This window comes from Bacteroides sp. ET489 (assembly GCF_030518095.1).
GTDB lineage: Bacteria > Bacteroidota > Bacteroidia > Bacteroidales > Bacteroidaceae > Bacteroides > Bacteroides ndongoniae.
Genome location: NZ_JAULLJ010000026.1, coordinates 1 through 25424, shown reverse-complemented (window position 1 = coordinate 25424; position 25424 = coordinate 1). Strand labels below are relative to the sequence as shown.

Genomic DNA, 25424 nt, shown 5'->3' with positions numbered 1-25424 from the left:
ATAAAGGGCCATTTAAAACGGCTCGTTACAAACTCCTTGTCAACTCGTCAACTTGTTACTCGTCAACTGCAACTTGAGCTTGCGAAAGTGTGATTTTGGAATGTCTGTTTGCAGTACGAATTAGATCGAAATCTGTTCTCCTTGATAGAATTTCAATAATTGGGTATTCAGTATGGCCATGTATTTGGCTTGTAACATTTCCTGTTGTGCGCTAAGCAGGTTGTTCTTTTCAGTCAACAGTTCTATGGTATTTTTCATGCCGAAGTTAAACTGTTCCTGGATAAGGTTGTAGCTTATCTGTGTACTTTTCAGTTTTTCAACTGCTGCCACATAACGCTGTTGGGCGCTGTTTGCATCGAGCCATAGGCTTTCAATGGTCTTATAAAGCGTTTTCTGTTCGTCAAGCAGGTTTAGTTCGCTCGTCTGCTTTTGGATTTTTGCTTTTTGAACGGCACTCTTTGTCTGACGATTGGTAAAGATTGGAATACTGATCGTTAATCCTAAAGAGTTGTTCCAGTTCTGTTTGATTTGTTCAGAAAAGCTGAAGTCGTTGCCATTGGCATTGGTACTACCGATACCGGCACTGAGGCTCAAAGTGGGAATATAGCCGGCTTTTGCTATTTTGATATCTAAATCGGATGTTTCTACGCTCAGCTTACCGGCCTCAATTTCCGGGCGCAGGGCGAGGGCCGTGCGATAGACATCAGACTTTGAAGGCAGAGGAGTGAGAATGTTTTCATCTCCCAAGGTGGGGATGTACAGGTTCATCTCTTCTTCACCGTCCAATTCCAGGAGTTGTTTCAATTGCAATTTATAATCTTGTAATGTGGCTTGTGCTGTGACAAGTTGATACTTGTCTGTACTGACCTGCGCTTCCAATTGGGCAAGGTCGCTTTGTGCGATGCTGCCGGCTTCGAACAAGGCTTTTCCGCGTTCGTATTGGGCTTTGCTCAGTTCCAGTGTCGATTCATTGACTTTGACCGATTCGGCAGCGTATAATATCTGGATGTAAATCTGGGTGATACTTTCTTCGATGCTGTTCTCGCTTTGCGCTACACTCAGGTCGGCAATGCGGCTGTTCAGTTGCTGTTGCTTCAGACTGTTCAGTCGTTTGCCGCCGTTGTAGAGGGTCCAGTTGGCATCAATGCCATAAGTTCCGTTGTACGATGTTTTGCTTTGACTACTGGTGATGTTATCCCCACTGATGATGGTTCCGTTTTCACTGTTGGGTCTGTTTACGATACGCTGGCTGATGCTTGCCGACAGACTGGGAAAAAGTGCGGCTTTGGCTGTTTTGACATCTACTTCGCTGCTTTCAGCATTCAATTTGTTCTTGCGGATCGTAATGTTCTGCTGGAGGGCATAGTCAATGCAGGTTCGCAAGTCCCATTGTTCGGGCAGCTTGGTGGTTTGCTCAACGTCTGCCTGAACGGTTGCTTGTACGATACTGTCATTTTGTGCTAATAACATCGCACAATTGGCCATGCAGAAAGTTATTACCGTCAATCTTCTAACATTTTTCATATCGGATTCTTCAATTTGATGTTCTTTTGTGGAAGCAAAGGTATCTTCCTTTCCGATAAGTGGCAAAAACGATAGATGTTCGTTCATTTTTTGCCGTCTAAAAAATGTTTTTTCTCGATAGAGTGGCAGTTGTTCTATTTCTCCTTTTTAGTGCTTTTATCGGGGAATTTTGGAACAAGTTTCATCAGCTTCAGAATTTGTTTCTGCCTTTTCTGTATGTAGGGTGAAGGGTGTGCAGAGTCGAAACGGATGGGGTTGGGCAGGGTGGCGGCTATCAGTGCGCATTGGCCGGCGCTTAGCTTTCGGGCGGTGGTTTTGAACTTTTGTTTGGCAGCAGCTTGTGCGCCATATATGTTAGGTCCCATCTCGATGGAGTTCAGATAGACTTCCATGATTCTCTCTTTCGACCAGCACAGTTCGATGAGGCAGGTGAAATAGACTTCAAATCCCTTTCGTATCCATGACGACTGCGGCCATAGGAATACATTTTTGGCTGTCTGTTGGCTGATGGTACTTGCTCCCCTCTTGCGTTTGCGGGTCTTGTTTTCGTGCATGGCTTTCTTGATTTCCACGAAATCGAAGCCGTTGTGTGAAGCAAAACGGTTGTCTTCCGAGGCGATGACAGCCATGGGCAGATGGGGAGAGATTTCGGTAAGAGGCACCCACGTGTGATGCCAGCGTGGTGAATTGCCTTCAAATACCTGCTGGATGCTGCGTATCACCATCAGTGGTGTGACGTAAACAGGCATAAAACGATAAACCACTACCATAAAGATAGTGGTTATAAAGAAAAACAGTATCAAGTTGCGAAGTATTCGCAAAGGTCTTTTCAATGTCATTGCTGAGCTTCTGCGTCTTTAATCATCTGTTCGCTGGCGTACATATAGACTTCTACACGGCGGTTCTGCTCTGCCGACAGGCTTTCGTCATACTGGTCATAGCCCACTCCTGTCACCTGTTTGAATTGTGCCGGTGAGACGCCACAGTCCTGCAGATAATTTTCTACGGCATAGGCACGGTCTTTCGAAACTTTGATATTGGCCTCATAAGTTCCGACCTTGTCCGTATGTCCGATGATGGCAATGTCGGTTGTCGTATCATCTTTTAAGATTTGGGCCAGTTCACGCAAAGAGGCCTTCGATGTGTTGCTTAATGCAGATGAGTTGAATCCGAACAGAATGCCTGATTCGAAAGATACTTTGACGGCGGTCAGTCCGTTGGTATCAGTGACCTTTTCTACTTGGGCTCCTTCTATTTTAGCTGCTTCTTCAGCCTTTTTATCCATCTTCTTACCGATGATTACACCGGTTCCTGTTCCCACAGCAGCTCCTACAGCAGCTCCGATGGCTGCACCTTTTCCTTTACCGATCAGTCCACCGATGATAGCGCCGGCCGCAGCTCCCGAGCCTCCACCGATGATTCCACCTTTTGTTGTGTTGTTCATGGTGCCGCAACTTGCAAACAAAAGGGCTCCGCTTAATATCAATGCTGTTGTTTTCATCTGTTTCATATTCTTATTCTTTTTAGGTTGATAAATGTCTTTTCCGGGCCGGTGTCTAATGACATTGCTGTCTTAAACCTTTGCCGTGCATAAAACTTCAGAAACGTTGATTTAGTTTCTTGAATTAACATTCTTTAGAATATTCAGTCGTCTGATGACCGGTATCAGCAAAGGTTTGCTGTCAGATGTTTTGCAATTTGCAGCTTCCACATTGCCATACGGCACGGACGTTTAATTCTTTGTCTAAGACCACGATGTCTGCATCTTTGTCTTTCTGGAGCGAACCTTTCCGGTCGGCTACTCCCATGATGCGTGCCGGAGTTTCCGAGGCCATGCGCAAGGCGTCGCCTAAAGGAATGCCGGCTTTGACCATGGTACGAACCAGCACATCGCTTGTTGCAATACTGCCGGCCAGGGCCGAGTGGTCGGCCATCTTGCAAACTCCGTCTTCGATGATGATGCGTGGATCGTTTACGGGTTTCCCTTCGTTGGCTGCCGATGACAGAGCATCGGTCACTAAACAGGTTCGTTCTACTCCTTTCAGTTTGTAGGCCAGTCGCAGGATGGTAGAAGGCAGATGGACGCCGTCGGCAATCAGTTCGATGGTCATGTCGTCTATCAGGTAAACACTTTCTACCGTACCTTCGTATTTGTATTCACGACGTTTGTGGAAACCGGGCATGGCATTGTAGAAATGAGCTGCATGCGTGAATCCGGCTTCGTAAGCAGTCTTGATATCTTCGTATTCGGCTTCGGTGTGCGACAGGGCTACGAGAATGTCTTTTTGCTTCAGGTAGCGGGCAAAGTCGAGCGCACCGGGCAGTTCGGGTGAAGCGTCCCAACGACGAATGCAGCATGAGTTTTCCACAAGTTCTCTGTATTCGTTTTCGTCAATGGCTTTGACCATGTCACTGAACTGTTCGCCTGCCATTTTCGGGTTCAGGTAGGGACCTTCGATATGAAGGCCCAATATGGGACTACCCGGCTCGTTCATCAGTCGTTCGCATATTTCTGTGGCCTTGTGTAATTTACTGAAAGGTGAAGAAGAGAGGGTAGGGAAGAAGCTGGTAGCTCCATGCTTTAGGTGTGCGTTGATGATGGTGCGGAAGGCTTCTTCTGTACATTCCGTGAAGTCATGTCCGCCTCCGCCATGTGCATGCATGCAGACAAAGCCCGGTACAATGTACATGCCTTTGGCATCGATCATTTGGGCTCCGATAAGAGCAAGGTCGCAATTGGTTACTTCGAGGATTTTCCCGTCTCTTATCAGGACAGAGCCATCGTTCAGCCAGCCTTGTGGGGTAAATATACGTCCGTTGATAATTTGAGTAAGCATTGTTTTTACAGTTTTTTGTGAGCCGCTCCGGTTCTGTACACCACGTGTATAGTTCTGGAAACTGACTCGGTTGTTTTTTCAATAGAGCGTATCGGACGATAAGATAGCGTATAGCCATTGCTTATCGTGTAATACAGGTTTCCGACAAAGTTACGCAATTTAACTGATTGGAGGATATGTTTTCCCTGAAAAAATTGCTATAAAAGTTTAAAATCTGAAGTCCGGTTGTTTGCCGCAGTTTTCCCCCGGTTTTTATTTAAGTTTTGGATTAGCATTTCTCCTGAGCTTGACACCCTGGCCCCTCAATATTCTAACTTTTTCTCACGCGCGTGCAGGTGAAGCTTAACTTTTATTCACAATAGTGTTAAACCTCACCTACACGCGCGCGAAGAAAAAGTTGGTATTTTTAGATGTCAGGGTGTCAAGTGTAATGTTTTTTGCTTGGGAAAAGAAGGCTTTGGAAGCTCTTTCGTAAAGTGACTCTTTACAGTGCTGAACAGAGATCGCAAAGATAGTATGGTAATTTTCTGTGTAAAGATACAAGGAAAATGAATTAGAATCAGAGAAGATTTCGTAACTTCGCAACGCCATTCTCTTCCCGGCTTATATCCGGTGAGTAAAAATGGGTGATATAACTTTTTACTTTCAGTATGAGAATAACCAAGCAACATGAGATAGACGAACAGAGCTTGCAAAAAGCTCAAAGCCTGTTTGAATCGGGTGATATTGATAAGATCGAAGTGGGTACTGTCAAAGGATTGAAGGACATTCATCAATATCTTTTTGATGGGCTTTACGATTTTGCCGGCAAAGTGCGTGGGCTAAATATTGCCAAAGGTGGGTTCCGTTTTGCCAACAGCATGTATCTGGAGGCTATTCTGCCTGTCATCGAAAAAATGCCCGAGACGACCTTCGAGGAAATCATAGCCAAGTATGTGGAGATGAACATTGCTCATCCGTTTATGGAAGGAAATGGGCGTGCCACCCGCATTTGGCTGGATATGATGTTGAAAAAGAACCTAGGGAAAGTGGTTGACTGGCAAAACGTGGACAAAGACCTGTATTTACAGGCCATGGAGCGGAGCCCTATAAACGATTTGGAATTGCGTGTATTGCTTCAGCCTGCCCTGACGGATAAAACGGAGGATAGGGAGATTATCTTTAAAGGCATTGAGCAATCGTATTACTATGAAGGATATAGTAAGAGTTAATAAGTTACATTTTCTAAACAACCAAATTTTTTGTCGAGTGATAAATAGTTTACAAAGCTTTAGAACTTTGCTTTGAAAATGAAAAGATTTCAATGATTACTTTTAAAGTGTCTCTTTAGGAGTCTAAAGTCCCTCTTTACGGTGCTAAAGAGGAACTTTGCAGGGGGTAAAGAGGGACTTTGTTGGTGGTGTGAATGGTGGAAATTGGATTGGTGGCTGTTTTCCGGTCGTTTTTGGTTGAATTATGCTTATCTTTGCTGACATAAGCCGCGTCTTATTCCTTTTTGTGGGTAAGACTATATTGCTGTTTTTTAACTACTTGTTATCCATGAATTTGGAAATTACCCAAGAGAATCTGTATTTGATACTGCCCTGCAAAGTCAGTTGTGTGACGCAAATCTATGCCCACGAGCACCACGTTACGATCATAGAAGCCATGCGCCGTTTCTATCGTTCGGAGACGTACAAGCTTCTGGCTGATGAATCCACCAAGTATTGGCACTATGGGCCGGTAGCTCTCTATCAGGAGTGGATGGAGGAGATGGGGTTGCAACAGTAACTCACATTCATTCAATTTGTTTTCAGTTAATTGTAATTTGTAATTGGAAATATAGGATGCGTTTTCAATAAAATGGGAACGATGTTATAAAGCTTTTGAAAAAGTTTTCTAATTTTGCATTTATCACAATTATTTTGAACTTGAATGGAAGCAGAAAATCGCATACGTAATTTCATTAATGAAAGGGGATGGTCGGACAGAACTGTCTCCATAACAGATTATCAGGCGATTTATCTGGCCAACCTCTTGACACGGAGATTACCAGCAAACGACATTGATAAATTGACGGCCTCTTTGCAAGATGCGCAAGTAGATTTGACCCCTCATCAGGTGGAAGCAGCTTTGTTTGCGTTTAAATCACCTTTATCTAAAGGAGCAATTTTGGCCGATGAAGTGGGATTGGGTAAAACTATTGAGGCAGGCATTATTCTTTCCCAGCATTGGTCTGAACACAAAAGAAGGCTTCTCGTCATTTGTCCCGCTAATTTAAGGAAACAATGGGCTGGCGAGTTGCAGGAGAAATTCTTTCTTCCCTCTGTCATCATGGAATCCAAGTCGTTCAACGAGGCTGTGGAAAATGGATGTCTCAATCCTTTTGATACGGAAAATATAGTTATCTGCTCTTTGCAATTTGCCAAAACGAAAGCTGCCTATATCAAGCGTACAGCTTGGGATTTGGTGATTGTGGACGAGGCGCATCGACTTCGCAATGTATATAAGCCTCAAAACAGGATTGCCAATGTCATTAAAGAATCCATTGAAGCAAGAAAGAAGATTTTGATGACTGCCACGCCTTTGCAGAACTCCATTTTGGAGTTGTATGGTTTGGTGTCTATCATCGACGATTATGTGTTTGGCGATTTGAGAAGTTTTAAGAGCCAGTTTGGGCACAACCTGACAGAACAGGATTACATGGAATTGAGAAGACGTTTGCAGCCTGTCTGCAAGCGCACTTTGAGAAGGCAGGTATTGGAATACATCAAATATACCAAGCGAATAGCTATTGTCGAGGAGTTCTTTCCATCGGAAAACGAACAGAAACTATACGACATGGTGACCGATTATTTGAGCAAGCCACGGCTATATGCTTTACCCAACAGTCAACGGCAACTGATGACGTTAATTTTAAGAAAACTGTTGGCTTCCTCCACCTATGCTATTTATGGCACTATCTGTTCGCTAATTGCACGTTTGCAAACTATGTTGGACAGAAATAAAGCGGCCTCCATTGGGGATAATGACATTGTCAATGAATATGCCGACGATAACGATGAATGGGTGGATGCAGAAGAAGTGGAAACTTACGAGGCTGAAGAACTTCATCCGGTCGATATAGAAGGTATCCGCAAAGAAATTAAGGAGCTGGAAACCTTTAGAGACCTTGCCGAGAAAATCAGGAAGAACAGCAAGGCAGAACATTTGTTCGTAGCTTTGGACAAAGGTTTTGAGCAGTTAAGGAGTTTAGGAGCTGCTCCCAAGGCACTTATCTTCACAGAATCCAGAAGGACGCAGGAGTTTCTTTATGAACTGCTCGGAAAACGAGGATATAAGGGGCGTGTGGTCCGTTTCAATGGCACCAATTCGGATAAGGAATCAACGGCCATTTATCGTGCATGGATGGACAAGCACAAGGGTACAGTCAAAATCACTGGTTCGCCCACGGCTGACAGAAGGGCAGCTATTGTGGATTACTTCCGAAACGAGGCTACCATTATGATTGCCACCGAGGCGGCAGCCGAAGGCATCAACCTCCAGTTCTGTTCCCTTATCGTCAATTACGATATGCCTTGGAATCCCCAACGCATCGAGCAGCGAATAGGGCGCTGTCATCGCTACGGACAGAAGTTCGACGTCGTGGTGATTAACTTTTTGAATAAAGGCAATGCGGCCGACGTGCGTGTCTATGATTTGCTGGATCAGAAGTTTCAGTTGTTCAACGGCGTGTTTGGTGCCAGCGACGAAGTGCTGGGCAGCATTGGAAGCGGGGTCGATTTCGAGAAACGTATAGCGCAGATATACAACGAATGTCGGACAACAGTCGAGATAGAGCGGGCTTTCGATGCCCTGCAAACCGAAATGCAGGAGCAGATTTCTGAAAAGATGCTCAAGGCCCGTTCGGCCTTGTTGGAAAACTTCGATGAGTCTGTCAAAGAAAAGTTGAGGGACAACCTGGCGCAAAGCCGACGGAACCTCGACCAGTTCGAGAAACGACTTTGGATGCTCACGAAGCATGCGTTAAGACAGGAGGCTGTGTTCGATACAGAGCGTTTTTCCTTTACACTTCGGGCAAACGGCGATGTTTACAGCTTATCGAAAGAGGGTGAGAACGAAGTGGAGCGTCCGTATCGCATCGGTTGCCCGTTGGCTAAGGAAGTGGTGGCCAGATATCTTGCCCCGCTTCAGGAGAGTGCGTGTGTCGAATTTGATTATACACGGACCGAAGGGCGTACTAAGTTGCTCGAAGACCTTGTCGGCCAAAGTGGAGTGATGCGGGTAGAGAAGATTTCGATTGACTCTTTCGAACAGGAAGACCATCTTGTCGTAGCTTGCCAGACGGAGAGCAGCGACTGGGTTTATCCTGAGATTGCTGAAAAGATGTTGATGCTGCCTGCATGCTTGCTTTCAGCTGCCCATATCGAGGAATCCGTTGCCGTCTGTTTGAGTGACAGGGTTGAAGAAATGAACCAAGAAATACTTTCTTCTTCATCCGATCGGAACAATCGTTTCTTTGATGAGGAAATGGAGAAATTGGACAGTTGGGCCGACGACATGAAGTTGGCTTTGGAACATGAGATTTCGGACTTGGATCAAGAAATTAAATTGCGAAAATCGGAGGCCAGAAAGATAAGCCGGTTGGAGGAAAGGGTCAAGGCGCAAAGGGCCATTAAAGATTTGGAGCGGAAGCGTGTCGAGAAACGGCAGAATCTTTATGTGGCCCAAGATGAAATTGATGAAAAGAAAGAAGTCCTTTTGAACAAGATAGAAAAGATGCTAAAGCAAAAGGTGGAAAGGAAATGTTTGTTTATGATTAAGTGGAAATTAAGATAAAAATATGATAGAGCAAGTTTTAATTAGGAATTACAAGTCCATAAAAGACCTGTCACTGCCATTAAACCGATTGAACGTATTGATTGGTTCAAACGGGGCTGGCAAAAGTAATTTGATTTCATTCTTTGAATTGGTCAAAGCAATATATGAACAACGTTTGGGAAGCTATACCTTGTCCAAGGGAGGTATCGACAACTTGTTGCGCCAGGGAAGGAAAGTTTCACAGTCCATTCAGGGCTTGATTGATTTTGATAATACAAATGCTTTTTTCTTTGAAATTAAACCATCACAATCCAATAAAGGATATATTGAAAAAACAGGAGATTATTTTAACAACTTTCGTAAACAGGAAAAAGATTATTCCAAGTGGAATAGAACTATTTGGGATTCTGCTGTAGAGGAATCCTCTTTGAAGGATAATCCAAGATGGAGGGCTGCTTACTTGAGAAAATATTTAGGTAGCTTTACCGTTTACCATTTTCACGATACCAGTGCCAATTCTCCCATGCGTGGAGATTGCCCGATTAACGACAACGAATATTTGCGTGATAACGGCTCCAACCTTGCCGCTTATCTGTATTCATTGATGCTGAACGATGAAAAGACATTCCGCTTGATAGAGGGAGTGATACGTTCCATTGCTCCTTATTTCAAAGGCTTCAAGCTCCGTCCGGATGCCAACAATAATGAAAGAATCCGTCTGGAATGGGAGGAGAGGGATACAGATATGTACCTCGATGGTTATAGCTTTTCGGATGGAACTTTGCGTTTCATAGCCCTTACAACCTTACTGTTGCAATCTAAGATGCCGGAAGTAATAATTATTGATGAGCCTGAATTGGGCTTACATCCGGCCGCTATCAATAAATTGGCCCAACTTGTCAAGCAGGCTTCTCTCAAAAGCCAGATTATTCTGTCCACCCAATCTACCAATTTAGTCAATTGCTTTGAGGTGGAAGACATTATTGTAGTGGACAGGGCGGACAACCAATCTGTTTTTCGTCATCTTGAACGGGAAGAATTGGAAAAATGGATGGACGATTATGAATTGTCTCTCAGTGATTTGTGGGAGAAAAACATGATAGGAGGGCAGTTATGAAACGTGTATATATTGTGGTTGAAGGACAGACGGAGCAAGAGTTTGTTAACTCAGTCATTTCTCCTTACTTGCAAAATTCTGGTATATTGAGCGTTACGCCTGTCTTGATTCGAACAAGTCGGACAGGCCGGGGAGGAATGGTGAGCTACTCACATCTGGCAAACACGATCAAGCCTCTTTTGATGTCGGAAAAAAGCGATTATATCGTAACTACTTTTATTGACTTTTTCAGACTCCCTCACGACATGCCCCATTATGGGGACAGCATGAAGAAGCCGGACAAAATAGAGCAAATAAAATCGTTGGAAGAGGCCATCAATAAGGCTATAGACGACCGTCGTTTCTTCTCTTACATACAGTTGCATGAGTTTGAGGCTTTGCTGTTTTCCAGTAACAAAGGTTTTGAGTATTATTTTTCGGAAGAACTCGCAGAAAAGACAGCTTCCATCATTTCGTCTTACGAAAACCCTGAAGATATTAATACTTCTCCAGAAGGGGCACCTTCCAAAAGATTGTTGGCTATAAAGTCTGACTACAACAAAGTGCTGGAAGGGAATCTGATTGCATTGGAAATCGGGATAAAATCCATTTTGGAGAAATGTCCACGGTTTGCGGGATGGATAAAGTCAATTATAGAGAAAGCTCAATAATATTCAATGCTATTAATTAGTTATTACAAAGTAGTATGAGAAAGTTTTTTTTGAAATACAAATTTTACTTTTTAATTGTATTTATATTTGTTCCTATATTTATTAATACTATCGTAATATCCAAAAATCCGTTTGGATGGACAGTTGCTGGGAATGAATCTGACTGGATAACTTTTTGGGCTTCATATATAAGTTCTATAGCTTCGTTTGCAATGGTATTAATAACATTTGAAGCATTGGAACAAAATAAAAAACAATTTGATGAAATGAAAAGACAATGGGATGAAGAACGGTTGCCTAATCTTATTCTTTCAGTTGGTATTTCTCAAAAAAAACTATTTCTTAAAGTTAGCAATATAGGATTATATCCAGCATACAATGTGAGGCTTTCTATAAATGATGAATTCTATGATTCTTTACCGAGCCCAGAAGCAAAAGCATGTTTTGATAGATTCATTGAACCATTTTATATAGATGGGAAAAGCACAAAGTATGTTTATATTGGGGCTGGAGATGAAATAGAAAGTCATTTTGCTAATAAAAATATTATATTATCGGTCAAAGGTGTATATTGTAAGAATATGGAAGTAAGTTTCTCATGTAATATGAGTGAGATAATTGGGAAGAAATTTGCTCGTGTTACTGATGATTTAACTATTGCAGTAGAGAATATTGAGAGAAGCATATCTTCAGCAAAAGCTATACCACATTGCCATTCAATACAAAAGAGTCTTGATATTATCTCTAAGTGCATTGAAAAAAGTAATAAAGAGAATGAATCTGCAAAAGAAATAAAACAAGAATGATTATGCAACAGAATAAACTAAATAAACTCGAACTCACGTGGATAGGTAAATACGATGAAAGAAAGCCTTTGGAGCCACGGATATTGATAGAGAACAAAGACTATTCATACGGAGAGCCTGAAACAGGGATTTTGCCCAACGGAAAGCCTTGGAATGGTAATATGTTGATTCATGGGGATAATCTGTTGGCATTAAAAGCTCTCGAACAAGATTATGCAGGGCAGGTGAAGTGTATCTATATTGATCCTCCTTATAATACTGGGCAAGCTTTTGAGTATTATGATGATGGCCTTGAAGTTTCTATTTGGTTATCATTAATGTATCAACGGTTGGAACTATTAAAGAATTTATTAGCTAAAGATGGCGTGATTTTTGTTCAAATAGATGATAATTATATGAGCCATCTTAGACTAATCATGAATGAACTATTTGGTAAATCTGCATATATTAATACAATAACTGTAAAGACAAAGGAAACTTCAGGAGCCAGCGGAGGAGGAGAAGATAGGCGTTTAAAAAAAAATATAGAGTTTATATTATGCTATGGAAAAGAGAATTTTATGAAATTTAATGATGTTTATCAAGAAACTGAATTAAGTAATTATCTTGAGGATATGAGAGTGGAAAATAAAAGTTTTAAATATACAACTGTGTTTATTTCCACTGGAGAAAAGACATATTACAAGACAATTAAAGATGGTAGTAATCAAGATATAATCATTTATAAACATACAAATTATCAAACTAAGAGCGTAAAAAAAATTGCAGAAGAAAATGCTATTTCTGAAATAGAAGTATATAATTTATATTTCGATAGAATATGTACCACAGAAAATGCCCAAACTTCTATACGAACAAGAGTTCAAGAAGCAACAGATACAGAAAATAGCTTATATTCAATAGAATATATACCTATTTCAGGTAAAAATAAAGGGAAAAAAACAGAAGTGCTGTTTATCGGAGAGCAAAAGAGGTTAGTAAGTTGGTTTAAAAACGTTGCTGAGCAAAAAAGGAATTATGTTTTTAAAAAAGAAAAGGTAGGAACTTTTTGGGATGGTTTTAATTGGAATAATGTAACTAGAGAGGGTGGCGTAAGATTTCCTAAGGGACAAAAACCTGAAATGTTAATTCAACGTATTATAGAATTATCAACTAATGAGAATGATATTGTTCTTGACAGCTTCTTAGGTTCAGGAACAACAGCCGCCGTAGCTCAAAAGATGGGGCGTCGATACATTGGTATTGAGCTTGGCGAACATGCTTATACACATTGCGTACCTCGCTTGAAAATGGTGACAGAAGGTACCGACCAAGGCGGCATCAGCAAGGCGCAGAATTGGCAGGGAGGGAGTGGCTTCAAGTTCTATGAACTGGCTCCAAGCCTGCTGAAGAAAGATAAGTTCGGCAATTTGGTCATCAATAAAGAATACAATGCCGACATGCTGGCAGCAGCTATGGCTAAGCAGGAAGGTTACACCTATCAGCCCAGCCAAGAAACCTATTGGAAACAGGGCTTTGGATCTGAAACTGATTATATTTACACGACGACCCAGTTCCTGACCGTAGAATCGTTGGCGGCTATTCACGAGACGATGGCGGAAGATGAATCCCTGCTTATCTGTTGCACGTCGTTTCAGCGCGAATGCAAGCAGGCTTTCAGCAATATTTCCATCAAGAAAATCCCTCAAATGTTGTTGGGCCGATGCGAGTTCGGCAAGGATGATTATTCGTTGAATATCATTGAGGTGCCTGAAGTGGAATGTGAGGAGGAAATGGATGAAGAAGAATAAGATAAATTATTGTGAATCACTTTAAATGAATAAGCGTATGAATTACTTCATTAAAAATATACATATCAACGAATTGTTCCATCTGAAAGACTTTGATATACCCATTGCCGACAAACAGACGCCGCACTTGATGATAACGGGTAAGAATGGTAGCGGTAAAACGGTGTTGCTGAATGCAATAGCGGATCAGATGGAAGGAATAAAAAATAATCCCACAACATTCTTGATGTTACTTAATCCACCGGAAGAAAAGTTTCGGGCTTTTTTCCATTCGCCTTTGGCTAAATATGGAGGTATTGAGAATAGAATTCGCATTGACTTTGTTGACATCAGGAAGTTTATCGCTGAATTTGCCAAAGGTGATTTCATTGTCGCATTCTATCAGGCAGCCCGAAAACCTCAAATGGTTGAGCCTAAGAACCCTACAAAACCTGTGTATAATAGGTTTGGTAAGGTACGGGCTACAGTGACCGATCAATTTCTGAACTTCTTATCCGATCTGAAAATCCAAGAAGCCTTGGCCCGCAATGAAAATCAGATGGAAGATGCGGAAGAAATCAACCAATGGTTTATTGATTTTGAGGGACTCCTTTGCCAAATTTTTCAAGATAAGGATTTACACCTGAAGTTTAATTACAAGGACTATAGCTTCCGTATCTTGACGGAAGGAAAGGAATTCAAGTTTACGGAAGTGTCCGATGGCTATGCTGCCATCTTGGATATTGTGGTCGATCTGATTCTGAAGATGCAGGCAGAAGATCGTTTGACACGCGCCTATCAGAAGAAAGGAATTGTGTTAATAGACGAAGTGGAAACTCATCTGCATCTGGAGTTGCAAAAGATGATTATGCCTTTCCTGACAAAGATATTCCCCAACATACAGTTCATCATTACGACGCATTCGCCGTTTGTACTCAATTCGTTGGATAACGCTGTAGCATTCGATTTGGAGCATCGCGAAACCATCAGCGAATTGACCCAATACTCTTACGAGGCTTTGGCCGAAGGCTATTTCGGAGTCTCCTCCGAGTCCAGCTATATGCAGATGCAGCTGGAGCGGCTGGAATCGCTATTGCAGAAAAGCGGTCTGACCGATTCGGACAAGTATGATATCAGGCAGCTTGTCGAGGATTTGGATAAAGTGCCGGAGTCGGTTTCGCCCAACCTGGTAGGGGCTTATCTGACAATCAAAAACAGATATGCGTCGGTTCTTAAAACAGTGTTGTCATGATCAGGGAAAGAAAGAGCGAGAACGTTCCGTCCTCTTTGTTGACTACCTCCCAATATGATGGAGAGGACGTAAAGGCGCAATTACTGGAGGACCAACACGAGAAATGTTATATTTGTGAGCGTCGGTTAATCACAGATTTTGAAATAGAACATTATAGAAGTCAAAAGAATTATCCTATATTAACCAATACTTGGAGTAACTTGTTTTTATCTTGTAGATATTGTAATGGAAAGAAAAGAAATTCTTTTGATGATAATATTTATCCGTCAATTATTAATATAGAGGATGAGATAATTCAAAGAATTGATTTCGAGAAAAACGAAGCTGTTTTTTTGAGTGTGGTTGAAGATGTAATGCATAAAAATACAATTAACATGCTTCTTGTCTTGTATAATGGGAGGTTGATTCACAGCGGGAAACAAATTATACGTAAGACTAAGGAAAAACGTTTTTTTGATTATACCAAGCAGATTATGAATAACTTTCTGGGGAAAGTCAACGCATTCCTGATGGAGCCTACACCGGTCAACCGGGCTTTGGTTGCGGCCGAATTGTCCATCGAGCAAGAAATGTTGGGTTTCAAGTATTGGGTAATCCGCGACAATCATTTGGAAACGGAGTTTAAAGATGAAATAGTGTGGAACAAGCATTGATAGTATGAGTAATTTTTATAGTAACAATATCAAGCAACGCCTTTCCTTGCGCGAACCCTTGGCACAGGCGTTGGACGTGATGGCCAAGCTGGTGGAGCAGTTGGACTTCAAAAAACGCCCGTCGGATGGAGAAGCGTATGCCGCTTTCTTGAAAGAACAGTTACGCAAGGTGAAAGAGGTGTGTCCGGCCTGCAAGGACTTTGAGCGCGACTTTCCTTCGTTTGCCTTCTCTATTGCGACAGGCATTGGCAAAACACGCCTGATGGGAGCCTGTATAGCCTATCTCTATTTGGCAAAGGGTATCAAGCATTTCTTTATCTTGGCGCCCAACCTGACGCTGTATGAGAAACTTATGAAGGATTTTGGCGATCCCTCTTACGAAAAATATGTGTTCAGAGGCATTTCGGAGTTTGTGCACAACGAGCCTTATATCATCACTGGCGAGAACTACGACATGGCGCGAAGCCTGTTTGCCGAAAACCAGATTCAGATAAACATCTTCAATATCTCGAAATTCAATACTGAAAGCAAGGAGGGCAGCAAAAAGGGTACGCCACGCATGAGGAGGTTGTCCGAGTACTTGGGACAGTCTTATTTCGACTATCTGTCCTCGTTGGACGACCTTGTCATCCTGATGGACGAGGCACACCGCTATCATGCCAATGCATCGAAAAAAGCCATTAACGAATTGCGCCCGATATTAGGCTTGGAGATGACTGCCACGCCCACGGACGAAAAAGGCAAACCGTTCAAGAACATTGTCTATGAATACAACCTGGCACAGGCGTTGGTGGACGGAAAGTATGTCAAGATACCGACCATTGCCAAGCGTCGTGATTTCGAGAAGAAAGGCTTGTCGGTCGAGGAACTGGACATGTTGAAGATAGAGGATGCTATCAGCGTGCACGAACATACCAAGCTGCATTTGGACATGTATGCCAAGAACAACAATCAGCCTTTGGTGAAACCCTTTGTGCTGATTGTCTGCCGAAATATCGAACATGCCACAGAAACGTTCCATCGGATACAGGACGAGATGTTCGACGGACGTTACAAGGGCAAGGTGTTGCAGATAGATAGCTCTACAAAGAAAGATGAAGAAATAGACAAACAGTTCCTTTCGTTGGAAAAGCCTGACAACAAGATAGAGATCGTGATCCACGTCAATATGTTGAAAGAGGGTTGGGACGTGACCAATCTGTACACGATTGTACCTCTTCGGGCGGCTGATGCACCTATTCTGGTGGAACAGCAGATAGGCCGAGGATTGCGCCTGCCTTATGGTGGCAAGCGGACTGGTTATGCAGACATCGACAAGCTGACCGTCATTGCGCATGAAAACTTTGAAGCCGTGATAGCCAAGGCGAGCGACCCCAGTTCTGTATTGAGCAAAATGTCGTATGTGGAATTGGACGACGATGACTTGACACCCGTTCAAGGGGAAGTTGTGAAAGCCCAAACCCTGATTGACATCCAAGAACAGAAGGCTGTTCAGGAGGCCAAGACAGAGATTGAGAAGAAGAATGCGCATGCCATTTCGGATGCCAAACGGGCGGTGTGGAAGGTAATTCCACAGATGAATACAGCGGTAAAAAATGCCCAAGAATTGACTCGCCCTGAAAATATAGAGGCTATCAAGGTGCTGACAAGGAGTGAAATCGTCAAGAGTGCAAAAGAAGTGAATCCTCTGTTTTCGTCAGAATATGCCCAGCCGTTGTTGGAAGAGGTCGATAAGGTGGTTGAAATCGTTATCAAAAACTTTGTTGACAATATTATCGAAATCCCCCGTATGACTATTCAAACGGAGGCACGCAAGGCTGAATACAAATGGTTCGACTTGGATACAAGAATGGGATTTGACCTGCCGGCACTGAAGCAGGAAATTTTGAGGGTCAGCATCGGAGCAGGGGAGAAAACAATGGAAGTGTTGCAAGTGGTAGAAGGGCGGAAGTTTGATCCGCCTATGGATCAGATAGTAGGAGCTTTGATGGATTATGATGAAGTGGATTATGACGAGAATGCTGAACTGCTGTATCACCTGGCCGGACAGGCTGTTGAAGCCATTGAGGGCTATCTGGATGATAAAAACGACCTGCCCAAGGTAGTCAACCAATTCAGGAAAGCTATAGCCGCAATGATTTATGATCAGATGAAACGCCACTTTGTCGTAACCTCATTAGGTTATTTGAAACCAAAAGTATTGCCCTTTGCAGGTATTATAGACCAGCATTTGACAGAAATAAAAGGCTTTGGTAGGGTGGATTACAGAGATCCTGTTTCGCAGACCTATGTGAAGAAATTTATCTACACGGGTTTCCTGAAGTCTTATTATCGAGAATACAAGTTCGACAGCAAGACGGAACTTGATTTTGCCAATGTGTTGGAAGCGGATGCCAAGGTTTTGAAATGGTTGCGGCCTGCTCCGACCCAGTTCGCCATCTTTTGGAACAATGGTTCCCAACGCTATGAACCTGATTTCATTGTGGAAACAATTGAGGCTATTTACATGGTAGAAACCAAAGCACGCAAAGATATGAAAGCTGAAGAAGTGTTGGCCAAGAAAAAGGCGGCTGAGGAGTATTGCAAGAACGCAACAGAATATACCTCAAAGAATGGCGGAAAACCTTGGAAGTATCATCTTTTAAGCCACGATATTGTGGACAGGTCAAGCAGCTTTGAGTATCTGATGGCATTGAGTTAATGTAATTGGAGAAAGCCATCAGCTCTACTGAAGTGATGTATCGTTATCAAATCTCTTCAACCACTCAATAGTTCGTTCAAAGGCAGCTCTTGTCAAGAATGATGTATTGGACAACAAAGCTGGCTAAATCTCGTTCCAAGACCCGATTTACGCTTATTGGTTGAAGGCGGAGTATTTTGGGAAATAAGTAACGAACGTTGATCAACGAGTGGGCAAAATTCTTGTATCTAAAAAATAATACCGTATCTTTGTAACTTGAACTGCCATACGCAAATGGAGGAACGCGGGCGGATGCCTGGCGGAGTCTGGATGGCAGAGGAGGATTGCTTACCCGGAGCATCGGAAAGATCGGCGCACAATCCTTGTTTTATTTAATTAATTGAGTTTGAAAGAATCTGCCGGTGAGGCTTGAATATGCGCTGAATAGATCTCAGCGGCAGGTTGTTAACGAAATTTTTATGGCAACAGTTGACGATAAAAAAATTATTTTCTCGATGGTAGGGCTGAACAAGACCATTCAGCAAAACAACAAGCAGGTATTGAAGAATATCTATTTGTCGTTCTTTTATGGAGCCAAAATCGGTATCATCGGTCTGAATGGTTCGGGTAAATCTACTTTGCTGAAGATTATCGCCGGATTGGACAAGTCATATCAGGGCGAAGTGGTGTTCTCGCCGGGATATTCGGTCGGGTATCTGGCACAGGAGCCTTATCTCGATCCGACGAAAACAGTGAAAGAGGTTGTGATGGAAGGCGTGCAGCCCATTGTAGATGCACTGAACGAATACGAAGAAATCAACCAGAAATTCGGACTGCCGGAGTATTACGAGGATCAGGACAAAATGGATAAGCTGTTTACCCGACAGGCCGAGTTGCAGGATATTATTGATGCAACCGATGCTTGGAATCTGGACAGCAAGCTGGAACGGGCCATGGATGCATTGCGTTGTCCGCCCGAAGACCAGTCGGTAGAATTCTTGTCTGGAGGTGAACGCCGCCGTGTGGCTCTGTGTCGTCTGCTGTTGCAGAAACCGGATGTGCTGTTGCTGGACGAGCCCACCAACCACCTGGATGCAGAGTCGATAGACTGGTTGGAGCAACACTTGCAGCGATACGAAGGTACGGTGATTGCTGTGACGCACGACCGTTACTTCCTGGATCATGTGGCCGGATGGATTCTTGAACTGGACCGTGGCGAGGGTATTCCCTGGAAGGGTAACTATTCGAGCTGGCTGGAGCAGAAGACGAAGCGCATGGAGATGGAAGAGAAGACTGCCAGCAAACGCCGGAAGACGTTGGAACGAGAGTTGGAGTGGGTACGTATGGCACCCAAAGCCCGTCAGGCCAAAGGAAAGGCTCGTTTGAACTCGTACGACAAGTTGCTGAACGAGGATGTGAAGGAGAAGGAAGAAAAGCTGGAAATCTTTATTCCGAACGGACCGCGTCTGGGTAATAAGGTAATCGAGGCAAAACACGTAGCCAAGGCTTATGGAGACAAACTTTTGTTTGACGACTTGAATTTCATGCTTCCGCCTAATGGTATTGTAGGTATCATCGGACCGAACGGTGCCGGAAAGACGACACTTTTCCGCCTGATCATGGGATTGGAAAAGGCTGATAAGGGAGAGTTTGAAGTGGGCGAAACAGTGAAAGTGGCCTACGTCGACCAGCAGCATAAGGATATCGACCCGAATAAAAGCGTATATCAGGTCATTTCGGGTGGCAATGAGTTGATTCGTATGGGAGGACGGGATGTAAATGCCCGTGCTTATCTGTCGCGTTTCAATTTCTCGGGAGCCGATCAGGAAAAACTGTGTGGCGTGCTTTCGGGTGGTGAGCGCAACCGTCTGCATCTGGCCATGGCACTGAAGGAAGAAGGCAACGTGCTGCTGCTGGACGAGCCGACCAATGATATCGACGTCAATACGCTGCGTGCACTTGAAGAAGGTCTGGAAGACTTTGCGGGATGTGCGGTGGTTATCAGCCACGACCGTTGGTTCCTGGACCGTATTTGTACACACATTCTGGCGTTTGAAGGCAATTCGAACGTGTTCTTCTTTGAAGGATCTTATTCGGAATACGAAGAGAACAAGCTGAAACGTCTGGGCAAGGAAGAGCCGACCCGTGTGCGCTACAGAAAGCTGATGAACGATTGATCTGAATGGATAAAGCAGAAAGAGAATGGGCTGTTGCGGCTCATTCTCTTTCTTTTTAGAAAAACAACTATTTGTTATGTAAGATTAAAAAAACTATCGTGTTTTTCCCTGTTATCTTCTGGAAAATCGGTAACTTTGCGGCGTTTTTCAGTTGATAATGTCTTATTGAATATGTATTCATCAAACGAGTTAAAAGAGATAACCCGGTTTTTGTTGGAATATGCCAACCGCTTAATGGGATCTGGCGTGCATACATCGCGTGTTGTCCGGAACACACGTCGGATAGGAGAGTCGTTGAATGTGGACGTAAAAATGAGTATTCTTCAGCGCACCATGGTTGTCAGCGTGTGCGATAAGGAAAATCAGGAAGTTTATAATGAAGTTTCGGTTATTCCGAGTTTCCCGATCAGTTTTGAACTGAATGCAGAGCTTAGTGCGCTGAGCTGGGAAGCCTTCGATAAGCATTTGCCACTGAACGTGCTGTGGGAGAAATATAACAAGATTATCTCCAATCCTAAAATGGATCCGCTTTGTACATTGTTCCTGGTAGGTTTTGCCAATGCTTCTTTCTGTGCTTTGTTCGGGGGCGACTGGACAGCGCGTGGCATAGTCTTTTCGGCTACTCTGATCGGATTTTATGTGAAGCAGATCATGCAAAAGAAGCATATCAATCATTACATCGTTTTTGTGGTTTCGGCATTTGTCGCTTCGCTGGTGGCTTCGTCGGCTCTTACGCTTGATACTACTTCCGAGGTGGCCATCGCTACCAGTGTGCTGTATCTTGTACCGGGTGTGCCGCTGCTGAATGGAGTTATCGATATTGTCGAAGGTCATGTGCTGACAGGATGCAGCCGCCTGATTCAGGCTTTGTTGCTGGTTCTGTGTATTGCGGTCGGCCTGTCGTGTACGCTGATGATGATCAGGAACAGTCTGTTGTAACGGCATAAATAATTGATTTGTAGAGTTATAATAAATTCAAGGAAATGATACTATTGGATATTCTGACAGATGGAATGTTTGCGGCGGTTGCTGCAATAGGTTTTGGTGCCATCTCCGATCCTCCTTTGCGTGCTTTCCCTTCCATTGCGTTGCTTGCTGCCATAGGACATGCTTTGCGTTTCAGCCTGATGACCTATTGTGGAGTGGATATTGCTACGGCCTCTTTGTGCGCGTCTTTCAGTATTGGTATGGGCAGTTTGTTGCTGGGCAAGCGGATTTATTGTCCGATGACAGTGTTGTATATACCGGCCTTGCTGCCGATGATTCCTGGTATGTATGCCTATAAGATTGTCTTCTCGCTGATTATGTTCATGCAGAACCTGCAAGATCCTGTGTTGCAGCATAAGTATTTGCTTGATTTGTTTACGAATACGATTGTGACATGCAGCGTCATTTTTATGCTTGCGGTGGGGGCAACGATGCCTTTGTTCTTGTTCATTAACCGTGCTTTTTCGATGACCAGGCATAAAGATCAAGCGGAGAAGTCCTGAAATTATTAATGATATTATTAAAGTATAACGAATGGAAGTTTTTTGGAATACAATTGCGCATTATAACGAAAATACGTGGGTAGCACAGATTGTAATTACATTTGTCGGTATCATACTGACGGCTTTGCTGTATCATAAACCGACTCTTTGGGTCAAACGTTCTGTAAAGATTTACATGGTGTTCTTGAATTCATGGATCTCTGTGGTCTATTACATGATGTACTGCTCCACCAGAAGTTATAACTATATACTTGCTATTTATTGGGGAGTTATGGCCTTGCTGTGGTTATGGGATTTGCTTACGGACTATACTCCCTTTGAACGCAATCCGCGTTATCGATATCTGGTAGCACTGCTGTATCTGATGCCTTTTCTTTATCCGGTATTATCGTGGGCGCGTGGTATGGAGTTTCCGGCGATGACTACGACTATCATGCCTTGTTCGGTTGCGGTATTTACCATTGGCCTGTTATTGTCTTTTTCGAAGAAGGTCAATCTGTTGGTCATTTTGTTTTTGTGTCATTGGGCACTTATTGCCTTTTCCAAGGTGTATGTCTACAAGATTCCGGAAGATTTGTTGTTGGCAAGTGCGACCGTACCGGCTATTTACCTGTTCTTCAAAAACTATTTCGATCAGAACCTGCATAAAGAGACTAAACCAAGTGCACGGTTTATGAATTGCTTTCTGATTATTATTTGCATTATTATCGGTATTTTCCTTAGTATTACCCTGTATCAGGGTTTGACAAACTGATTCTTTTCGTAAGAGGGAATGTCGGAAGAAGAGAGGATGTGTCAAAACAAAAGTATCTGAAATTCTCCTCCTTCCAGAAGGAGGGGAGTCAGATACCATTACTTAGTTTTGATACAGCCTTTTTTCTTTTAGGCACGGGTTATCCATATCATCCGTGCCTGAAAATAACATAGGGTTTACCTTGCTTTCCCTTTTTTAATTGCTCCCCAGAGATATCCGCAGGCTTTATCGCAATAGACCTTGATAGACAAATGCTCCTTTTCTGAAATCTGTTTCTTCCGGAATGTTTGCGTCGGGGCGGAACAGACCAAAAACAGACGAACCCGATCCGCTCATGGATGCGTATAGGGCTCCGCATTGGTATAACTGTTGTTTGATGTCTCCGATGGCGGGAAACTTGGAGAAAACGCTTGCTTCGAAATCATTTACCATGTATTGTTTCCATTCTTCGACCGGAAGTTTTATGATTTCCTTTAGGGAATGCTGTGGGCGGTAAGGCTTGATTTTAGCAAAAGCGTCTCGTGTAGATACAAATATGTCGGGTTTCACTAAAACGATGCGGTAGTCTTTCAAGGACAAATCGATAGAAGAAAAAATGTTTCCGATGCCCTCGGCATACGTCGGCTTGTTCTGAATGAAAAAGGCACAATCGGCACCTAATCGGGCGGCGTAGTCTTCCAGCTGTTGGGTTGTCAGGTTCAGCTTAAACGTATTGTTAAGGAGAAGTAGCATGAATGCTGCGTCGGACGAACCGCCCCCAAGACCGGCTCCAAAAGGAATATGTTTGAATAAATGAATGTCGATGGCAGGCAGATTAAAATCTGCATCCAGCAGCTTATATGCCTTTACAACCAGATTGTTTTCGATATCTCCGTCTATTTTAAGCCCGCTTTGATACAGGCGGTATTTAGCTGTTTTATCGTCCGAGAGATTGATTTCTAACGCGTCTTCTATCGGAACAGGATAAAATACGGTTTCAAGATTATGGTATCCGTCGGGGCGTTTCTCAATGATGTTCAGCCCCAGATTGATTTTAGCATTTGGAAAAGTAAGCATATAAGCAATATTTTTATAAATATGTCTGCAAAGTTAATAAAATCTGTGGATACAAGTTGATAACAATATAGGTTTTAGTGTATGTGGAAAACGGAAAATAAGTTATCTTTGTTGTCCGATTATAAATTTAGAAATAGGAGTTTTATATTGTGGCAGAACAGAAAAAGACAATACGCAGTTCGAGAGGAAAAGCTCCTCAGCCTGTAAATGACTACGGGCGCATTCAGCCTCAGGCACCGGAGCTGGAGGAGGCTGTACTGGGAGCGTTGATGATTGAAAAGGATGCCTATTCTTTGGTCAGCGAGATATTAAGGCCGGAATCATTCTATGAGCACCGGCATCAGTTGATATATTCTGCAATTACAGACTTGGCCGTCAATCAGAAGCCGGTTGATATCCTGACTGTGAAGGAGCAGTTGGCGAAGAGAGGTGAGCTGGAGGAAGTCGGAGGTCCTTTCTACATCACGCAGCTGAGCAGTAAGGTGGCTTCTTCGGCACATATCGAATATCATGCACGTATCATCGCCCAAAAAGCGCTGGCTCGGGAGCTGATTACGTTTACCAGTAATATTCAGGCCAAGGCTTTTGACGAAACGCTGGATGTGGACGACCTGATGCAGGAGGCGGAAGGTAAGCTTTTCGAGATATCCCAGCAAAACATGAAGAAGGATTATACGCAGATTAATCCGGTTATTGCCGAGGCTTATCAGCTGATTCAAAAAGCTGCGGCCCGAACAGATGGTTTGAGTGGATTGGAGAGCGGATTCACCAAGCTGGACAAGATGACTTCGGGATGGCAGAATTCGGACTTGATTATTATTGCGGCTCGTCCGGCCATGGGAAAAACGGCCTTTGTGCTTTCGATGGCGAAGAATATAGCGGTGAATTATCGCAATCCGGTTGCTTTGTTTTCGCTTGAAATGAGTAACGTCCAACTGGTAAACCGTTTGATTTCGAATGTTTGCGAGATTCCAAGTGAAAAAATCAAAAGTGGTCAGTTGGCCGATTATGAATGGCAGCAACTGGATTATAAACTGCGTGATTTGCTTGATGCCCCCTTGTATGTGGACGACACTCCTTCGTTGTCGGTGTTTGAGCTGCGTACGAAGGCGAGACGCCTGGTACGTGAGCACGGAGTGAAGCTGATTATTATCGACTACCTTCAGCTGATGAATGCAAGTGGTATGTCGTTTGGAAGCCGTCAGGAAGAGGTAAGTACAATCTCCCGTTCGCTGAAAGGATTGGCGAAAGAGCTGAATATTCCTATAATTGCTTTGTCTCAGTTGAACCGTGGAGTGGAGAACCGTGAAGGAGAAGAGGGTAAACGTCCGCAGCTGAGCGACTTGCGTGAATCGGGAGCCATCGAGCAGGATGCCGATATGGTTTGTTTTATTCACCGACCGGAATATTATAAGATATATACGTCGGCCGATGGAACGGATTTGCGTGGTATGGCCGAAATAATTATAGCCAAGCATCGTAATGGTGCGGTGGGTGATGTCCGTCTACGATTTATCGGTCAGTATACGCGTTTCCAGAATCCGGAGGACGATATGGTAATTCCACCTCCTGCAGAAGGTGGCGGAGCGACATTTGGTTCGCGAATGAATACGCCGATTGGCAGTCCTTCTACTCCGCCGCCCCCATCTGCTGCGGATTTTATGCCTCAAAACGAAAATCCGTTTGGAGGAATGGGAGGGGATGGACCCTTGCCATTTTAATATAATAATGTATATACGGATTGGGTGGAGTAAATTGTCTGTTTGGACAGGTTTTTGTATTTTGCTATAAATTAGAGCTTTAGCAAAAACTTCATCAAAAAGATGAAAAAAAGTGCTGGATATATTTGGAGCATAATA

General features: G+C 43.4%; 20 protein-coding genes and 1 pseudogene. 16 read left to right on the top strand and 5 right to left on the bottom strand.

All coding sequences use genetic code 11. From position 1 onward, the window contains the following. Positions 1-120: 120 nt before the first annotated feature. The 4 genes from Q3C19_RS13285 to nagA form a co-directional block, all read right to left on the bottom strand. A complete protein-coding gene (locus tag Q3C19_RS13285; protein WP_302729895.1) occupies positions 121-1524 on the bottom strand; it encodes a TolC family protein in 1404 nt (467 codons plus the stop codon). Positions 1525-1658: 134 nt separating this feature from the next. Further along, positions 1659-2363 (bottom strand): monofunctional biosynthetic peptidoglycan transglycosylase, encoded by a 705-nt coding sequence (mtgA, locus tag Q3C19_RS13280; RefSeq protein WP_302729893.1) that lies wholly within the window; start codon positions 2361-2363, stop codon positions 1659-1661. Continuing rightward, positions 2360-3034: an OmpA family protein gene (locus Q3C19_RS13275; protein ID WP_302729891.1), complete on the bottom strand. Its 675-nt coding sequence runs from the start codon at positions 3032-3034 to the stop codon at positions 2360-2362. Before Q3C19_RS13275 ends, mtgA begins: the two co-directional genes overlap by 4 nt. A 172-nt stretch (positions 3035-3206) precedes the next feature. Continuing rightward, positions 3207-4361: an N-acetylglucosamine-6-phosphate deacetylase gene (gene nagA, locus Q3C19_RS13270; RefSeq protein ID WP_302729889.1), complete on the bottom strand. Its 1155-nt coding sequence runs from the start codon at positions 4359-4361 to the stop codon at positions 3207-3209. Positions 4362-5011: 650 nt separating this feature from the next. On the opposite strand from nagA, the gene fic reads away from it, so the two are divergent. From fic to Q3C19_RS13200, 15 genes and pseudogenes are all read left to right on the top strand, one after another. After that, on the top strand, positions 5012-5572 hold the full coding sequence (gene fic / locus Q3C19_RS13265; RefSeq protein WP_071149555.1) for a protein adenylyltransferase Fic: 561 nt from the start codon (positions 5012-5014) through the stop codon (positions 5570-5572). Positions 5573-5900: 328 nt separating this feature from the next. Further along, the gene (locus Q3C19_RS13260; RefSeq protein ID WP_302729886.1) at positions 5901-6131 is read left to right on the top strand and encodes a hypothetical protein; all 231 of its coding nucleotides are present in this window, start codon (positions 5901-5903) and stop codon (positions 6129-6131) included. 144 nt (positions 6132-6275) lie between these two features. After that, complete coding sequence (locus Q3C19_RS13255; RefSeq protein WP_302729884.1) at positions 6276-9179, top strand: SNF2-related protein; 2904 nt, start codon at positions 6276-6278, stop codon at positions 9177-9179. Between the two features lie 4 nt (positions 9180-9183). Beyond that, positions 9184-10278: an AAA family ATPase gene (locus Q3C19_RS13250; RefSeq protein WP_277121672.1), complete on the top strand. Its 1095-nt coding sequence runs from the start codon at positions 9184-9186 to the stop codon at positions 10276-10278. Further along, entirely contained in the window at positions 10275-10928 is a 654-nt protein-coding gene (locus tag Q3C19_RS13245) for a DUF4276 family protein (RefSeq protein ID WP_289550795.1), read from the top strand. The genes Q3C19_RS13250 and Q3C19_RS13245 overlap by 4 nt, the downstream gene beginning before the upstream one ends. 35 nt (positions 10929-10963) lie before the next feature. Next, entirely contained in the window at positions 10964-11734 is a 771-nt protein-coding gene (locus Q3C19_RS13240; RefSeq protein ID WP_289550794.1) for a hypothetical protein, read from the top strand. 2 nt (positions 11735-11736) lie between these two features. Then, positions 11737-13524 carry a site-specific DNA-methyltransferase gene (locus Q3C19_RS13235; protein WP_302729881.1) on the top strand — a complete coding sequence of 596 codons (1788 nt, stop codon included), beginning with the start codon at positions 11737-11739 and terminating at the stop codon, positions 13522-13524. A 37-nt stretch (positions 13525-13561) separates the two neighbouring features. Then, complete coding sequence (locus tag Q3C19_RS13230) at positions 13562-14755, top strand: AAA family ATPase (protein WP_277121661.1); 1194 nt, start codon at positions 13562-13564, stop codon at positions 14753-14755. Further along, positions 14752-14985: pseudogene (locus tag Q3C19_RS18450) on the top strand (HNH endonuclease); the annotation flags it as partial. The gene Q3C19_RS13230 and the pseudogene Q3C19_RS18450, both read left to right, overlap by 4 nt. A gap of 243 nt (positions 14986-15228) precedes the next feature. Next, positions 15229-15408, top strand: coding sequence for a hypothetical protein (locus Q3C19_RS13225; protein WP_302729878.1), 180 nt, complete (start codon positions 15229-15231; stop codon positions 15406-15408). A gap of 4 nt (positions 15409-15412) precedes the next feature. Then, positions 15413-18109 (top strand): DEAD/DEAH box helicase family protein, encoded by a 2697-nt coding sequence (locus Q3C19_RS13220; protein ID WP_302729876.1) that lies wholly within the window; start codon positions 15413-15415, stop codon positions 18107-18109. Between the two features lie 458 nt (positions 18110-18567). Then, entirely contained in the window at positions 18568-20265 is a 1698-nt protein-coding gene (gene ettA / locus Q3C19_RS13215) for an energy-dependent translational throttle protein EttA (protein WP_302729874.1), read from the top strand. Positions 20266-20436: 171 nt separating this feature from the next. Further along, complete coding sequence (locus Q3C19_RS13210) at positions 20437-21204, top strand: threonine/serine exporter ThrE family protein (RefSeq protein ID WP_302729872.1); 768 nt, start codon at positions 20437-20439, stop codon at positions 21202-21204. Positions 21205-21248: 44 nt separating this feature from the next. After that, on the top strand, positions 21249-21755 hold the full coding sequence (locus tag Q3C19_RS13205) for a threonine/serine exporter family protein (protein WP_022161710.1): 507 nt from the start codon (positions 21249-21251) through the stop codon (positions 21753-21755). 31 nt (positions 21756-21786) lie between these two features. Beyond that, positions 21787-22509, top strand: coding sequence for a DUF6064 family protein (locus Q3C19_RS13200; RefSeq protein ID WP_277121646.1), 723 nt, complete (start codon positions 21787-21789; stop codon positions 22507-22509). A 225-nt stretch (positions 22510-22734) separates the two neighbouring features. Here Q3C19_RS13200 and ispE read toward each other — a convergent pair whose 3' ends face one another. After that, positions 22735-23565: a 4-(cytidine 5'-diphospho)-2-C-methyl-D-erythritol kinase gene (gene ispE, locus Q3C19_RS13195; protein ID WP_277121644.1), complete on the bottom strand. Its 831-nt coding sequence runs from the start codon at positions 23563-23565 to the stop codon at positions 22735-22737. A gap of 149 nt (positions 23566-23714) precedes the next feature. Between ispE and dnaB the strand changes: the two genes are divergently transcribed. After that, the gene (gene dnaB / locus Q3C19_RS13190) at positions 23715-25286 is read left to right on the top strand and encodes a replicative DNA helicase (RefSeq protein WP_071149566.1); all 1572 of its coding nucleotides are present in this window, start codon (positions 23715-23717) and stop codon (positions 25284-25286) included. The last annotated feature ends 138 nt before the right edge of the window (positions 25287-25424 follow it).